This window comes from Pseudomonas sp. ML2-2023-6 (genome assembly GCF_037055265.1).
GTDB lineage: Bacteria > Pseudomonadota > Gammaproteobacteria > Pseudomonadales > Pseudomonadaceae > Aquipseudomonas > Aquipseudomonas kulmbachensis.
Map to the genome: position 1 here is coordinate 2,969,901 of NZ_CP146347.1, position 14,842 is coordinate 2,984,742.

Below are 14,842 nucleotides of genomic sequence, written 5' to 3' on the forward strand. Positions count from 1 at the left end.
CCGTTTAGGTATATCGTTGCTTTAAGGCCGGTAGGCATAAATGTACCGCATGTTTCTGCGCAAACTTTTAACTGGCCACTGATCGGGATTGAAATCGGTGAATTTACACAGTAGTCACCGAAAACCGGGAGGGTAAAGCAGATTTTGTTGGTTGCCTGATTATAGCTGGCCCCAACACAGACTGACATCCTCAGCGCTAGCACACCCTCAAATGTCGGGGGGGAATCAGCCGTAACGCCGAACCCGACAGTCGTGTAATCAGGGATATGTTCGCTGGATGCTAATTTGTTATGTTCCTTGCAAGTGCAGTCGCTCATCACAATAGCCTCATCCTGAGTATTTGTTGGTGATTACCAATAGGGCTTAACTTAGCCCTGAGATGGTAAGTTCGCAAGTTATCCTGGGCCAGGTTTGATATCGAATCGAGATTGTGGATTTTCCGTATTGGTTATTTTGATATAAGAGGTGTTTGTAGCGTTTTTTTTGTTTTTTAATTGCCTTTTGTTGTAGGGAATATAGATGAATGCTTTAAAAAATATTTCGATTTTTATCTGTTTGGTATTGCTGTCTTACAGTACCTGTGGGCCCCGTAGAGCCCAACTTGACCCAGCGAATGCTCATTGAATTATCGGAATCACCGGCGACGGCGATCAAGGACTGATCGCGCTTCAGGTCTACATCAGAGAGACTTCAGGTACCCACTAAATGAGTCGCCCAAAAACGGTGTCAACACCCAGCTATCAGGGCCGGTGTTGGGTCGTAGGGAAGGGCGGCCGTCGTGTTTCCTCTGATAATGAGAAAAGCCTGGCAGGCACAATAAAACCCTCCTGCTGGGGACGGGTCACAACTGAGAGGGGAGCCTCATCTGAGTTTGGAGTTCGGCCAGAAGCAGCCTTTCAGGATTGTCCACTTCGGCCCATAGTTGACGGTGGCGATAGGGCAGAGTCGGGCATTGTAATATCCCCCGCCTATGAGAAATGACTGGAATTGAGTGAGGCCCCGTCACGTCGAGGAGAGGGACGCACCTGGAAGAGGCCATTAGGCACTGGGCCAGCTGCCTAATGTGCGGCATCACGCCACCCGCCGATATTCACGTCGCTGCCCAAGGCTTTCGCCTGAACTTGAGCAGGAAGGAACAGCTGTTATCAGGTTTGTCGTTGCGTATTTGCGTGACAACATTCAAGTTTCGATTAGCCTTTTTGCGGGAAGCGACAGCATTGGAATTAAGACAACTACGTTATTTCGTAAAAATCATTGAGCATGGCAGTCTAGGGCGGGCGGCACTCGAGTTGGACGTGGGCGTGTCGGCCCTCAGTCAGCAGATTTCCAAGCTCGAAAGCGAGTTGTGCACCCGCCTCTTGAATCGCACCACTACGGGCGTAACGCCTACCAGCGCTGGATTCGCATTTTTACACCATGCCCAGCTGACCCTGCGCCAAGCAGAGAACGCCATCATGGCAGCCCATCGCGGGCGCATGAGTGGCTATGTCAGTGTCGGCCTGCCACCTACTACCGCGACGGTGCTCGCTCTGCCATTGATCAACGCCATGCGTAGCCGTTATCCGGATATCCAACTCCATTTGGTGGAAATGCTCTCCGGACACTTGGCAGGCCAGCTAAACGCCAGGCAGATTGACCTAGCAATTCTGTTCCAGCTCGAAGGAGGTAAACGTTGGAGCGTAACTCCCTTGCTGGATGAAAAGCTGTTTGTTATCTCCTCGCCAAAACTACCGCAAGCGCCTCGTGGTGACAGTGTGCAGCTAGCCGACCTAGGCGGCTTGCCGCTAGTGATGCCCAGTGCCCAGCATGGTTTACGTTCGGCATTGATGAGCGCATTCGAGCGGGTCGGATTAACCCCCAATGTCATCATGGAAGTGGATGGTCTCGCGGTACTGATGAACGCCGTGCGCGCCGGTCATGCTGCAACGATACAACCCGGGGCAGCAGCTGCATTGAAGGACGAGTCAGGACTTTCACTGGTTAAAATTACCGATCCACATGTGGGCCGGCGCAATTTGCTGGCGACGTTGGCTGATGACGAACTGTCTCCAGCGGCATTGGCAACCCGGTTGGTTATCGTCGATGTCGCACGCCAACTGGTTATCGACAAACAGTGGCCAGGCGCAACCTGGATTGAAGAGTTAGACGTGCAATAGCGTGCGCTCAATCACGGCCGTATGCGCTTCGGAAGGACTCAAAGTGTTTAGGGAAACTAAACACCCCGTGTCAAAAGCAGCCTTTCGACTATCGGGCTCCCTCTCTATCGTTCCCCCACACGCAAGGAGCAGTTCGTTCCAGCCTCCTTGCAGATCGAGGAGCGATGATGATCGATGTCTTAATTATAGGGGGCGGCAACGCAGCCTTATGCGCCGCTCTGATGGCGAGAGAAGCTGGCGCCAGCGTGATGCTGCTGGAAGCCTCTCCGAAAATCTGGCGCGGTGGAAACTCCCAGCACACGCGTAACCTGCGGTGCATGCACGACCAGCCGCAGGATGTATTGATCGACGCCTATCCTGAAGAGGAATACTGGCAAGACCTGTTGAAGGTTACCGGCGGTCTGACTGATGAGAAGCTTGCACGCATTGCCATTCGGGCATCCTCTTCTTGCCGCGACTGGATGCGCTCACATGGGGTGCATTTTCAGCCACCTCTGTCAGGTGCGCTGCACGTGGCCCGTACCAATGCTTTCTTCATGGGTGGCGGCAAGGCGCTGGTGAATGCGTACTTCCGCAGCGCCGAACGGTTGGGTGTGAAAATCCGCTACAACGCCCAGGTCACCGACATTGAATTGGACGATGGAAAGTTCGTCGCGGCCCACATTGGCGAGCATCAAGTCGACGGTCAGCGCGTAGCCGCAGAGCGTATTGAAGCCCGGGCCTGCGTGTTGGCTGCTGGTGGTTTCGAATCCAATCGTGAGTGGTTACGCGAAGCCTGGGGCCAGAACGAACGCGGTGAATGGCCTGCTGACAACTTCCTGATCCGCGGCACCCGATTCAACACCGGTATTTTGCTGCGGCGCATGCTTGATCTTGGTGCTGACGTGATCGGCGATCCGACGCAAGCACACATGGTGGCAATCGATGCCCGCGCGCCACTCTACGACGGCGGTATCTGTACGCGAATCGACTGCGTATCACTGGGCGTAGTGGTCAATCGCGACGGCGAACGTTTCTACGACGAAGGTGAGGATTTCTGGCCTAAACGCTATGCGATCTGGGGGCGCCTGGTCGCCGGACAACCAGGGCAGCAGGCCTACTCGATCATCGATCAACAAGCCATCGGGCGCTTCATGCCTCCCGTCTTTCCAGGGACTGCCGCGAATACCCTGCAAGAACTCGCCCGTCTATTGAAGCTACCCGAAGATCAATTCGTAAGGACCGTAGAGGGTTACAACAACGCCTGCCGCGTCGGTACGTTCGATCACACGGTACTGGACGACTGTCACACCCACGGATTGACCCCGGCCAAAACTCATTGGGCGCGGCCATTGGTGAAACCGCCTTTCTACGCCTACCCGCTGAAACCCGGTGTCACGTTCACCTACCTCGGCCTCGCCACCGACGAAACCGCCGCCGTGCACTTCAACGGAGAGGCAAGCCCCAACCTGTTCGTAGCCGGAGAAATGATGGCCGGCAATGTTCTGGGCAAGGGCTACACCGCAGGTATCGGCATGGCCATCGGTACAGCGTTCGGCCGTATAGCCGGTGCACAAGCGGCCGCCGCTGTGGGCTTTGACGCTTCATCAGTGAATACGGAGTCCTCACATGCAACTGTTTGATCCCAAAGCTTCGGGCGACTTGATCCCGGTGCTCAATCTTGACGAAAGTGAAGTCGAGAGGCAGATGACCATCTGCAATGCCTGTCGTTATTGCGAAGGTTTCTGTGCGGTATTTCCGGCAATGACCCGGCGCCTGGAGTTCAATCAGGCGGACATCCATTACCTGGCGAACCTTTGCCACAACTGCGGTGCGTGCTTGCACGCCTGTCAGTACTCCGCCCCCCATGAATTCGAGGTCAATGTACCGAAGGCAATGGCCAAGGTGCGCCTTGATACTTACGCCGAATACGCATGGCCACGGGTGATGGGCAAGTTGTATCAGCGAAACGGTATGACCCTGGCGCTGGCTTCGGGAGCAGGCTTGGCATTGTTTCTATGTCTCACCCTGTTGATCATGGGAAACCTCTTCGTCACGATTCCGGGAGGTAACTTCTACAAAATTTTCCCGCACAACACCCTGGCGTTGATGTTCGGCGCAGTGTTCGGCTTTTCGGTACTCGCGCTAACCATTGGAGTGCGACGCTTCTGGCGCAACGTCTCACCAGTGGCAGCGTCTCTGCCAGTAAGAGCGTCCGCGGCACTGGAAGCTACGGCCAACGTCGCGAAACTCAAATATCTGGACGGTGGCCACGGTAAGGGCTGCAACAACGCCGACGATCAATTCACCCTCTGGCGTCGTCGCTTCCACCATCTCACCTTCTACGGTTTCATGCTGTGCTTCGCCGCCACGGGTGTGGCCACGCTTTTTCACTATTTGCTGAATTGGTCGGCCCCTTATCCGATCTTCAGCTTGCCGGTGATGTTGGGCATTGTCGGTGGTATCGGTTTGCTGATCGGCCCGGCAGGTCTGCTCTGGCTGAACCTGCGCCGCAACCCCGCGCACGGTGACGAGAATCAGAAACCTATGGATCGCGGTTTCATCGCGTTGCTGTTTTTGGTTAGCGCAAGCGGCCTGGCGCTTTTGGCGCTTCGAGAAACCAGCGCCTTGGGCTTGATGCTGGCTATTCATCTCGGTCTGGTCATGGCGTTTTTCCTGACCATGCCCTACAGCAAGTTCGCCCATGGAATCTTCCGCAGCGCAGCGCTGCTCAAACACGCCATCGAGAAACGCCAACCCAACCCGGTCGTTGCCGGCAACGACTAGCTTCGAGCGATTACTTGCCGTCCTGCTGTACTTCTCGTTCTTTTTCGGTATTTACAATGGCGCTATGGTCGCAGCATTAACTGAGGTAATGCCTCAGAACGTACGTGTGGTTGGCTTCTCGCTGGCGTTCAGTCTGGCAACTGCTGTGTTTGGCGGTTTCACCCCGGCAATCTCGACCCTGCTTGTCCAGGCCACAGGGGATAAAGCATCGCCAGCTTACTGGCTTATGTTCGCGGCGGTGTGCGGGTTTACGGCGACAACGGTTCTCTATCGCAAGCAAAAAACATTAGCGGTCAAACTCGTCTAGTTCCCGCTCGATAGCCGTCGCTACTACTCGGTAGCGACGGTGCGTGAGTAGCGGCCGCAGCACCCAATCAGCCAGAGTTTCGGAAAGGAATATCGCTACAGCCCAAGGCTTTCTTGAATTTACCTACCGGGTTGCAAATTCGCCCACATCGGTTCGATTCCGGCTCCGTCCTCCACATTCAAAAGCCCCGTAGATCAAGGTCTACGGGCTTTTTTATTGCCTGCGATTTGACGATCACTTGCACAACTATTTGGACCACTGGGCATCGAGTAAGTAGCGATTTTTATGAGCTGTGCTTGGCGCGTGGTTTTATATTGTAAATGCATTTACAATTATTCCGACGCTACTGACGTAAGGCAAAGGCCATGGAAATCAAAGAGTCTATTGAAATTAGATCGACCCCTGCGCAGGTGTTCCGTTTGTATAGGGATGCGGCGCGCTGGACCGATTGGGACCCAGAGGTGAGTTGTGCAAGCTTGCCTGGTGGTCTTGAGCTGGGTGCGAAAGGTTGGCTTAAACCAAGGGTCGGACCCAAAGCCAACATTCAGATTGTCGAAATGACCGAGGGCATGTCTTTTTCGGCGCAAAGCCGTTTGCCGTTATGCCGTATGGAATTCGGGCACTTGCTAACGGAAAAAGAGGGGGGGACGGTCGCAACCCACTGGGTTGAATTCTCCGGGCCACTGAGCTTTCTGTTTCGATACCTGGTTGGTAGATCCATTCAGGCATCGCTACCCAACACGATGCAGGGGCTCAAAAAGTTCAGTGAAGCCCAGGCAAGTTGCTCATGAGTGCGAACAAGGATAGCGTCGAGAAGAACTGGAGTGGTTCGGCCTTCGCGGGGCCGAGCGAGAGTCCTGGATTCAGACTATGGCGCGATTTTTTAGACTGGCAGCGTCAACTCAATGCGCGCTTGAAACCTTTGGGGCTTACTCAGCCGCAATTCGCGATCCTGGCTGTCAGTGGTTGGCTGACGAGAGAGGGCGAGCAGATCACTCAGCATGGCATCGCCAGCTTTACCGGTATGGATCGCATGCATATTTCGCAAATCATATCTCGCTTGGAGAAAGATGGGCTTATTGGGAAGCAAACAAACCCGCAAGACCAGCGAGCAAACTTGGTGTCACTTAGCGAAGAGGGCCACCGTCGATTGTGTACGGCTATGCCTGTTGTTGAAGCATTCGACAGAGAGTTTTTTCTAAAACATGACAGCTGAATGCCTGTTTCAGAACCCTATGTGATACCCCCGAGCCTCGCCTAGTGCGGGGCTTTGTGTCCGCTTGGCGCAGGATGAACCCTTCGACGTGTTTGAGCGGTTCTGGATTACCCCAGGATACGGTCCGGGTTTGATGCCAGGTTCGATTGAAGTCGTCCAAACCTCTGAGCACCGGCCTCATAATCTCCGTATCACCGGATCATGTCGATTGCAGCCCCTTGTGACAGGAAGCAATCGGCTGTGGATTTAACCGGTCAACGCAACAGATAAGCTAAATCCTTCGTGGCACTTTCCGTATCGATGTCACTGTTTAAACTTGCTGAAACGTTTCTTCAAGTTTATAAAGCGGAACAACTCCAAGAAAGGCTGCTGCCATGACCCCGCTTAAACTCTTTGTTGCCCTCAGCGCACTGTCCGCTGCTTCCCACGCCATGGCCTGGGACTACGTTCTGCTCGACACCGATCATGCCGCCCAGAACTGGCAGATCACCAGCCAGCAACTCGGCGTAAAAACCGACAAACCCTTCAGCGTCACCCTGCGCACCTTGCACGGTGGGCGGCAGGAGGGTGTCAGCATCGTCGACATCGACAACGGTACGATGAAACTGTCGGTAGTACCGACTCGCGGAATGAACGTCTTGCAGGCTTCGGTCGGCAATGTGCGTATGGGCTGGGATTCGCCGGTCAAGGAAGTGGTCAATCCGTCCTTCGTCGAACTCAATGGCCGCGGTGGCCTGGGCTGGCTGGAAGGTTTCAATGAACTGGTCGCCCGCTGCGGATACGAATGGGTTGGCCACCCCGGCCTCGACAACGGCGAACTGCTGACCCTGCACGGTCGGGCCGCCAACATTCCTGCGAACAAAGTCACCCTGCACATCGATGAGAAACCACCGTATGCCATCACCCTGCGCGGCGAACTGAAAGAGCAGGCGTTCAAGAAGGTCGACTTCTCCGTCGCGACCGAGCTGGTCACCGAACCCGGCAGCGTAGTGTTCGCCCTCAACGACACCCTGACCAACAACGGCGATTATCCGAAGGAATACCAGGCGCTGTATCACAGTAACTTCAGCACTCCGTTCCTGGAGCAGGGTGCTCGTTTCGCCGCGCCGGTGAAACAGGTGTCGCCGTTCAACGACAAGGCCAAGGGCGATCTGCCCGACTGGCAAACCTACCGCGCACCGACCAAGGACTACGACGAAACGGTTTACAACGTGGTGCCGTATGCCGATGCCAAAGGCGATACGTTGACCGTGTTGCATAACAAGGCCGGCAGCCTGGGTGTTTCGGTCGGTTTCAACACTCAGACGCTGCCGGTGTTTTCTCTGTGGAAAAACACCGATACCCAAGGGCAGGGCTATGTCACGGGTCTGGAACCAGGGACCAGTTTTTCCTACAACCGCCGTTATCAGCGACCACTGAACCTGGTGCCGACCATTGGGCCGAAGGAGCACAAGCAGTTCCGCATCAGCTACAGCTTGTTAGCAGACAAGGCGGCTGTGGATAAGGCCTTGAAGCAGGTGAGCGAGATTCAGGGTGGGCGGGAGACTGAGGTGCGGCAGACGCCGTTGGTTGATCTGACCAAGGGGTAACACCGGCTAGAGCATTGTCGGCCGATATTGCAGTGTATCGAGCATATGCTTGCGTCTAGTCACATCGGTTTGCTCAAGGTCCGCCAGCGTGTGCGCGACCTTGAGTAGGCGATGGCTGCTCGCAACGATAGAGTTAAACCCTCGTGGCGGATACCTGCCTGTTATTCATACCCTGGATCTGCATTACAAGCCTGGTGCGTCAGATGGGCTTGTATATCGTGCAGCTCTTGTCATTGCGTCATCAAAGCATTAATCGTGATTTGCCGCTGTTAAAGTCACCTGCGCCTCTCTACATTCGCAGGTACAGTTTTCCACTCAAGTCCAGAACGGACCATCACCCCACCAAGGTCTATCGGAAATCTATTCATGGATCGGGATAAATCTTTGCCCGCTAGAGATTGGGTTCTGCGTAATACCGAACCAGGGCGAATAGAACGAATCGAGGCATGGTTCGGGGGGCATGGCTACGATCCGCACCGCCATGATACCTACTCCATCGGTCGGACGATGTCGGGGGTACAGAGCTTTCACTACAAAGGTTCTATGCGCCACGGTATACCGGGGAATACGTTGGTGTTACACCCGGACGAGTTGCATGACGGCATGGCCGGGACCGAAGCGGGCTTCCGCTACAGGATGGCCTATGTGGACCCTGCCTTGATTCAGCAGGTGTTGGGAGGTGAGTCACTGCCCTATGTCCCGGGTGGGCTGTCGGACGATTTACGCCTGTATAACGCAAGCCAACCTTTCGTGCAGGCAATGGACCACCCGCTCGACTCCCTTGAGGAACAGGACGCTTTGTTTGACCTCGCCATGGCGCTGCGCGCTGTCGCAGGCAAACCGCGCGGGCGCAAGATGTTGGACTACCAGGCTACCAAGCGAGCGCGGGATTTCATCATGGCCAATCTTCATATGACTATCACTCTGGGGATGCTTGAGCATGCCAGTGGCAGAGAACGATGGAGCCTGTCGCGAGACTTCAGGGCGCTATTTGGTACAAGCCCTTACCGCTTTGTTACGTTGCGTCGCCTCGATCTTTTTCGCGCACTGATCCTTGATCAATTCACCCTCGTGGATGCGGCACTGGCAGCGGGGTTTCATGACCAAAGTCATATGACTCGGCATTTCACCATATGTTACGGAGTACCACCGATGCGCTGGCTTGAGCGTATCCGAGCCCAGCGTCAGCTTGCAGGATCGTACAAGCCGGGACCCGCGCCCGTTCGTTAGTGTGATGGCTCCCTAATGTATAGAGAATCCGTCATGCGCCACACTCAACAGCAACCAAGCGAACACGCCATCAATCTTGCCCAAAAAGCCTCCCTCATTGAGCAGCAGTGGAGCCCTCGAGTAATCGCCGAAATGAACGAGTACCAGTTCAAGGTGGTACGCATCGAGGGGGAGTTCATTTGGCATTCACACCCGGAAACCGATGAAGCCTTTATTGTAATAGAGGGCAAGCTGCGCATCGATCTACCCCATGGCAGCGTGTATGTCGCTCCGGGAGAGCTTTATGTAGTGCCGCGAGGGGTCGAACACAGAACAGCTGCCGAAAGCGAAACCAAGCTCATGATGATCGAACCTCGCGGGATACTGAATACCGGCCATGAGGGGGGGGAGCGTACGGCCGACAGCGACGTCTGGATCTAGGTCCTACGGTTTTCAAGACCTTGGTGGTGTCTCTGGGTTATCGGCAAACGCTAGCTTCAAATCTTCCACCAAGGCGAGCTGTGCCTCACTCGACTCGCGCCCGCGATGGTTGGCTAAATGAAATTGCACATTAAAACCCAGCGTTTCCGGACCAAGTGGTTGCACATGGCCGCGTGCATGCCAGGGTGCGGCAATGTGGCGGGGCAGGTATCCGATGTGGCCCTCGGGCCATTCGCGCCGCATCAGTGCAGAGCGCCCGGGAGCGCCACTATCCCTGGATGTTTGACCCCTTCGACCATTTGGCCGTGATCGATTACGGTGACTGCGACTTCGACCACAGTCAGCCACAAAAGACCCCGGCCGCCATTGAGGCCCATGCCGAGCGCATCCTCGACGCGGGTTGCGCCATGCTGACCCTGGGCGGAGATCATTTCATCACCTACCCATTGCTCAAGGCCCACGCTAAAAAACACGGGCCAATCTCCCTGGTGCATTTTGATGCCCACAGTGACACCTGGCCTGATGCCGATGATAGCCAGCAGGGCATCAGTCACGGCACCATGTTCTACCACGCCGCCCGCGAAGGCCTGATCGACCCGTCGCGCTCAGTGCAAATCGGCCTGCGCACCACCAACGACGACGTCATGGGATTCCAGGTGATCGAAGCGCGTGAGGTGCATCGCAATACGCCAGAAATCATTGCCGAAATGATCCGCGCCAGGGTAGGGGATAACCCGGTCTACCTGACGTTCGATATTGATTGCCTGGCCCCGGCCTTCGCCCCTGGCATAGGCACCCCGGTATGCGGTGGGTTGACCACCCATCAGGCGCTGGAAATCCTGCGGGGCTTGCGCGGTATCAACAGTTTTTTTCACGCTGACGCAGCCAGAGATTTGCCACTAAGGGACTATACATGCGTGTTTTGATTGGAGCTTTTGCGTTTGTAATTTTAGCCGGTTGTGGAAGTTCACCTGTGTCATCTGACCGAGCGGACCCCGTTCCAGCGAAAAGACTGTATGCATATGAGGGGCAAAGTGATGCTCAGCTAATTGTCGTCCGTGATGGCGGTCTGTACGGGGCCGGTTGTAATTATCGCTTTTATATCGACGGTACGCTTGCCGCTGAGTTCGCGGCGGGTGAAGTGGCCAGGTTTGGCTTGTCAGCAGGACGACACATTTTGAGCTCGACCTATAGCGGGGCGTGCGGCGGCGGAAGCGTCGTAGAGCGCGAGATCGAAGTGAAGGCTGGAGAAGTTGTTAGGCGAAGAATTTCTGTCATTACTGGTGGGGCTCAGGACATCTCTCCTACAGCCTTCTAGTTGACGGGTACGAATGATCATTTCGAGGAAGCTTGTGGCCTCCCTGAAAAAATAGTCATCTGATTTACAAGGGAATTACCAAGAGCTGTAATGCCGCTCTGCCGGTTCGATTTAGGGGAATATAGTCGTAGGTTACGTAAAAGCCCCCTAGGAGGGGGCTTTGGCGTCAGTAAATGTCTTTCGAGATCAAGGTAAGCGGGGTCTTGATCATGATTTTTATATCGAGCCACAGCGACCAGTTGTTGATGTAGTCGAGGTCGATCTCAACCCGTTTCTGCATCTTTTCAATGGTGTCGGTTTCGCCGCGACAACCACTGATTTGTGCCAGACCTGTAATTCCGGGCTTGATGCGGTGACGAGCCATATAGGCGTGTATTTTGCCGGTGTAGTAGTCGTTATGGGCAACTGCGTGAGGCCGTGGCCCTACCAAAGCCATATCGCCATGTAGCACATTGAAAAGTTGCGGCAATTCATCCAGCGATGTGCGTCGAATAAAGCGACCTACCGCTGTTACTCGTGAATCATTGCGACTTGCCTGCTTCACTTGCTTGTCGTCGTGCACCTGCATCGAACGAAATTTCCAAACTTTAATAACCTTGCCGTTCCAGCCATGGCGATGCTGCTTGAACAGGATCGGGCCTGGTGACGAGAGTTTTACTGCCAGCGCAATGGCTGCGAGTAGGGGGCTCAGGCAGATAATGGCAGCAAGTGACAGCGAGCGTTCCATCAATGCCTTGCTAATAGCTGCAGTGGGGTAGCTTGTCAGGGGGCTTTCATTCAAGTGGATGGCCGGCCGGCCACCAATTTCGCTAACTGAATGGTTGAGCAGCATCATGCTATCCAGGTCTGGCACCCAGACGACGTCCACGTTCAAGTCAAGCAGATCGATATAGAGCGCTTCAATGCGTTGGGCTTCTTGCAGAGACAGCGAAATATAAAGTCGACGTATATTATGTTCGGCGATCAGCGAGCGCAGTTGTGGCAGTTCTCCGACGATAAGTGGCGAATTAGTTGAATCCTCAAAGGGGCTAGCACTGACAACGCCAATGAGCGGGAATTGGTTTTGTTGAATAAAACTGTCAGCCAGCTTGAGAGCGACGCCATCGGAGCCAATAATAAGGCTGTTGTAATGATGGTTATTACGCTGGTGATAGAACTTGGAGAGTCGGTGCAAAATCAAATAAGGAGGGATTTGAATCAGGTAACCCAGGAAGGCCCAGCTGAGAAGGGTCTCGCGAGAAAATAATTCACCAGATTTTGTAATAAATCCAATGGTACTCAGGCATGTCAGTGTTAGTGTCCACCCGAGAAACAAGCGGATGGAGCCGTTAAAAGCCTTGTGTCTTTTATAATAAACGTGGGTGGCTGAATAGGCCGGTACTGATACGAGCATGGTCAAAATGGCGAGCATGCGGTAATGGAAATCAATGGTGCCGAATTTGGTATAGACCAGTGCTAATAACAATGCGATGACAAAGGTCATGGCAACGGACCACTGCCCCCAAAAAGTAAGCCCTCTGGCTACGGTTTTGCGATCTAGACGTGTATGTATCAAGGTAGCAGCCTTGTGATAAGTACTTGACTATAGGGGAGCGGCTGGAGGGGATAGGTCACAGCACTCTTCCATGTGCAGGCGTCGAGCGGCGCTATTGCTGGAATAGGTAATTGCCGCACGAAACACTGATAATAAGGGTTATCAGCAATAATGGTTCGACGTTTTATAACAGTGAGGCGGGAGGTGCTATTTTCAATAGAATAATAATCTAAAGGGTGCCGTGATGTCGTAGTGATAGCGTCGCGTCCGGTTATTGCTCTCATATGATTGTAAAGTGCCATCTATCTCGCGATTCGAACATCCTGAACCAGGCAATACCCGCGATTGCGTACTGAACGAAACAGGCGCTCACCAAAAGCATCTCTGAATTTACTCTGAAGTCGGCTCAGGCACATTTCCAGGCCACTGTAATTGTGCGGATCTTTATTTATACCGATAACAAGTTCTTGCTTGCTGCAGATGCGCTCTTCTCTGAGTGTTAGTGTTTTGATAAGTAACGATTCAATAGTTGTAAGCTGAATGCAGATGCTGTTATTGCACAGTTTTTGTGCTGCAGAGCAAAATAACCAGATATCAGGGCTTTCCGAATACAGTAAATCTGCTGCTTGGGCAGGAAGAGTCGAGGTTGTTTCCAAAGTTAGACTGGCAGTAAGGTCCGAGGAGCATGAATGGATGCTCAATGGTTGAGCTTTTTTTACCGTTATCAAGCTGGATAGCTCACTGGCGCACTTGTTTGCCGGTGCAAAGCCTGGCTGGTCACTTGCCCATCGTGCCCAGGAAGCAGCGTGTGTAGCGCGCCACTGCTGATCTATGCATTGGGTAGCATGTTGGTTTGCTGGGTGATATTTGATTTTATCTTGTAGCAGGCTATTTTTTGGTGCAGACGAATGATCATTTGCAGGTGCCATATAACTGGAATGTCCGAGTGTTACCTTCATGCTTCAACGTCTCCATTCGTCGGTGTCAGGCTGGTGCCAGTTGGCGAACTACAGCGGTCTGCAGAGCAGTGCATGAAGTCAGGTAATGCCTATTCGCTAATCGTCCCTCGGCGCAGGCGATAGCCAAACGCGCGAACACTAAAAATCAACTCAAGTTCGTAGGCTTTTTTGATCTTTGTTCTCAGGCGGCTAATGGTTTTTTCCAGTGCTCGCGGGTCATAGAAAACAATATTAGGGTCCAGGGTTTTAGCAATACTGTCCTGGCTTAATACATGCTGTGGTGCATGTATCAGGGCATCGATAATTGTCATTTCGGTATATGAAATTTCAAGTTTTTTTGCGGCGCCGCATAATAAAAGACGTGTGCGGTCAAGAGTTAATTTGGTGGTTGTTTTCCAGTGTGACTCTTCGAGAGTACGCGATAATAATCTCGATTTATCTAGTGGGTCGGCAGGCAACTTTATGCAGTGGTCGGCGCCTGCCAGATAATAGTTGATACTGGTAAATGACTTGTTATGGGTGGCCAATATGAAAATACACGCAACCTGATTGATCAGGCGGATGTGCTTTACCAGTTCGAGGCTGTCGTTAATAGCTTCTGGAGAATTAACCTCAATAAAAACAGCCTCTACCTGATTAAAATCGCAGGTCAGGTTTGTCTTGGCGTCGCAGGCATCAAGATGCCTCACGCCAGAAGTGATGAGCTGTTCAATATCGTCGGCCAGCGCTTTGCTGTGTACAAAATTGAGCGCTTTTGGGGCCAAAATATCGGTCTTGCATCCTGCGAAAAGCATATCACCTAACCCAAATACTTAAAGGCTATTGGATTTTGCCATACAAGAATATATGGAATCGGACATTTTGTAACATTTTCCACATGTGATGTCATCAGATCTAGCACTTATCAACTCTCTGATATCGAAGATCGATTTTTATGAGGTTGGGTTTTGCGTGTATTAATAACTGGCTTGCTTAAGGTAGGGTAGATCACGTGACGGTTTTTTGTTCAAGATTTATTTTCTGGTTGCGAGTGAAATACCATGCCACTACCAAGCCCAGAGTCACCCCAGCCGTGTTAGCCAGCGCATCGTAAAACGATGCGGTGCGTAAAGGCATTAGCGCTTGAGCATATTCAATCAGCACCCCTGCCAGTACGCATCCGCTGGCGATCCAACACAACTTGATCTGCAAAAATGTCAGTCGGCAACTGAATGACAGGGCAAAAAAGCCAATAAAGTGATGCAGCTTATCTTCCTGGACAAAAAACTGCGGAATCGGCCGAGAGCGCAGCCCAGCGGTCAGCAGGCCCGCGCACACTGCCATAAACAACAGGGTGCGCAGCCAGGA

13 protein-coding genes and 3 pseudogenes are annotated in these 14,842 nt (G+C 53.3%); 11 read left to right on the plus strand and 5 right to left on the minus strand.

Annotated elements, in window-relative coordinates:
• Positions 1–1,217 precede the first annotated feature (1,217 nt).
• The 7 genes and pseudogenes from V6L79_RS13675 to V6L79_RS13705 all read left to right on the plus strand — a co-directional run bounded on the left by V6L79_RS13675 (position 1,218) and on the right by V6L79_RS13705 (position 8,034).
• Positions 1,218–2,156, plus strand: coding sequence for a LysR substrate-binding domain-containing protein (locus V6L79_RS13675; protein ID WP_261742414.1), 939 nt, complete (start codon positions 1,218–1,220; stop codon positions 2,154–2,156).
• Between the two features lie 167 nt (positions 2,157–2,323).
• The gene (gene tcuA, locus V6L79_RS13680; RefSeq protein WP_338578959.1) at positions 2,324–3,778 is read left to right on the plus strand and encodes an FAD-dependent tricarballylate dehydrogenase TcuA; all 1,455 of its coding nucleotides are present in this window, start codon (positions 2,324–2,326) and stop codon (positions 3,776–3,778) included.
• Positions 3,765–4,922: a tricarballylate utilization 4Fe-4S protein TcuB gene (tcuB, locus tag V6L79_RS13685; RefSeq protein ID WP_261741998.1), complete on the plus strand. Its 1,158-nt coding sequence runs from the start codon at positions 3,765–3,767 to the stop codon at positions 4,920–4,922. Before tcuA ends, tcuB begins: the two co-directional genes overlap by 14 nt.
• Positions 4,906–5,229 (plus strand): annotated as a pseudogene (locus V6L79_RS13690) (citrate-proton symporter); the annotation flags it as partial. The gene tcuB and the pseudogene V6L79_RS13690, both read left to right, overlap by 17 nt.
• 365 nt (positions 5,230–5,594) lie before the next feature.
• Complete coding sequence (locus V6L79_RS13695; protein ID WP_321836284.1) at positions 5,595–6,020, plus strand: SRPBCC family protein; 426 nt, start codon at positions 5,595–5,597, stop codon at positions 6,018–6,020.
• Positions 6,017–6,445: a MarR family transcriptional regulator gene (locus V6L79_RS13700; RefSeq protein ID WP_321836285.1), complete on the plus strand. Its 429-nt coding sequence runs from the start codon at positions 6,017–6,019 to the stop codon at positions 6,443–6,445. Before V6L79_RS13695 ends, V6L79_RS13700 begins: the two co-directional genes overlap by 4 nt.
• 374 nt (positions 6,446–6,819) lie before the next feature.
• Positions 6,820–8,034, plus strand: coding sequence for an aldose 1-epimerase family protein (locus tag V6L79_RS13705; RefSeq protein ID WP_261742002.1), 1,215 nt, complete (start codon positions 6,820–6,822; stop codon positions 8,032–8,034).
• Between the two features lie 6 nt (positions 8,035–8,040).
• Here the strand turns inward: V6L79_RS13705 and V6L79_RS13710 are convergent.
• Positions 8,041–8,177 (minus strand): annotated as a pseudogene (locus V6L79_RS13710) (hypothetical protein); the annotation flags it as partial.
• 223 nt (positions 8,178–8,400) lie between these two features.
• On the opposite strand from V6L79_RS13710, the gene V6L79_RS13715 reads away from it, so the two are divergent.
• From V6L79_RS13715 to V6L79_RS13730, 4 genes and pseudogenes are all read left to right on the plus strand, one after another.
• Positions 8,401–9,264: an AraC family transcriptional regulator gene (locus tag V6L79_RS13715; protein WP_261742003.1), complete on the plus strand. Its 864-nt coding sequence runs from the start codon at positions 8,401–8,403 to the stop codon at positions 9,262–9,264.
• Positions 9,265–9,297: 33 nt separating this feature from the next.
• A complete protein-coding gene (locus V6L79_RS13720; RefSeq protein ID WP_261742004.1) occupies positions 9,298–9,684 on the plus strand; it encodes a cupin domain-containing protein in 387 nt (128 codons plus the stop codon).
• 206 nt (positions 9,685–9,890) lie between these two features.
• Positions 9,891–10,610 (plus strand): annotated as a pseudogene (locus tag V6L79_RS13725) (agmatinase); the annotation flags it as partial.
• The gene (locus tag V6L79_RS13730; protein ID WP_338578960.1) at positions 10,598–11,002 is read left to right on the plus strand and encodes a hypothetical protein; all 405 of its coding nucleotides are present in this window, start codon (positions 10,598–10,600) and stop codon (positions 11,000–11,002) included. The pseudogene V6L79_RS13725 and the gene V6L79_RS13730, both read left to right, overlap by 13 nt.
• A gap of 166 nt (positions 11,003–11,168) precedes the next feature.
• On the opposite strand, the gene V6L79_RS13735 is transcribed toward V6L79_RS13730, so the two are convergent.
• From V6L79_RS13735 to V6L79_RS13750, 4 genes are all read right to left on the minus strand, one after another.
• Positions 11,169–12,485, minus strand: coding sequence for an undecaprenyl-phosphate glucose phosphotransferase (locus V6L79_RS13735; protein ID WP_338578961.1), 1,317 nt, complete (start codon positions 12,483–12,485; stop codon positions 11,169–11,171).
• Positions 12,486–12,838: 353 nt separating this feature from the next.
• Positions 12,839–13,495 carry a helix-turn-helix domain-containing protein gene (locus V6L79_RS13740; RefSeq protein WP_338578962.1) on the minus strand — a complete coding sequence of 219 codons (657 nt, stop codon included), beginning with the start codon at positions 13,493–13,495 and terminating at the stop codon, positions 12,839–12,841.
• An 89-nt stretch (positions 13,496–13,584) separates the two neighbouring features.
• Complete coding sequence (locus V6L79_RS13745; protein ID WP_338578963.1) at positions 13,585–14,289, minus strand: helix-turn-helix domain-containing protein; 705 nt, start codon at positions 14,287–14,289, stop codon at positions 13,585–13,587.
• Positions 14,290–14,482: 193 nt separating this feature from the next.
• A complete protein-coding gene (locus tag V6L79_RS13750) occupies positions 14,483–14,818 on the minus strand; it encodes a VanZ family protein (RefSeq protein ID WP_405046645.1) in 336 nt (111 codons plus the stop codon).
• Between the last annotated feature and the right edge of the window lie 24 nt (positions 14,819–14,842).